General features: G+C 62.3%; 1 protein-coding gene. It reads left to right on the forward strand.

All coding sequences use genetic code 11. The annotated features are described in order from the left end of the window. Window positions 1-10 precede the first annotated feature (10 nt). Window positions 11-663: tyrosine-type recombinase/integrase (locus NKI52_RS32675; RefSeq protein WP_352700873.1), on the forward strand; the 653-nt coding region annotated here is incomplete at its 3' end.

Genomic DNA, 663 nt, shown 5'->3' on the forward strand with positions numbered 1-663 from the left:
TCGCCACGGCGTGCTCCGCCGGTTTTACGAGTATCTCGCCGTCTATGACGTCCGAACCGAGGCCCTGGAGCGCAGAGCTTTCCCCAGATCCAGAGCGATTCCGCCTCCGCGTATTCTCAGCGAGGCTGAGTTGGCGTCGCTCATCGACGCATGCGCCCGCATTTCGCCAGGCACCCCGCTCAGAGGGCGGACGATGGCGACGCTGATCGGATTGTTGGCGAGCTCGGGGCTGCGATCGGGCGAAGTGGTCAGCCTTGATCGTTCCGACGTCGATCTGGCCAACGGGGTTCTCCTCGTTCGGAAGACGAAGTTCCGCAAGGACCGTCTCGTTCCAGTTCACACGACGACCCAAACAGCCCTTCGTCAATATGTGCGTGAGCGCGATGCTGCTTTTCCCACGCCCAAGGACCAGGCCTTCTTCCTCAGCTCCCGAGGCAACCGCCTCTCGGCGACCGGCCTGCAAAACGGTTTTGCTGAGGTCCGCAAGCTCGCCCATCTTGATGGCGGCAAGCCGTTAAGGCCGCACGATCTCAGGCACCGTTTCGCTGTGACCCGCCTCAGCCTCTGGCACCAACAGCGTGCAGACGTTCAGGCGCTGCTGCCTTTGCTCGCCACATATCTCGGTCACGCCAGCTACAGCGATACAGCCTACTACCTCACTGG

The organism is Mesorhizobium sp. M0590 (assembly GCF_040320905.1).
Taxonomy (GTDB): Bacteria; Pseudomonadota; Alphaproteobacteria; order Rhizobiales; family Rhizobiaceae; genus Mesorhizobium.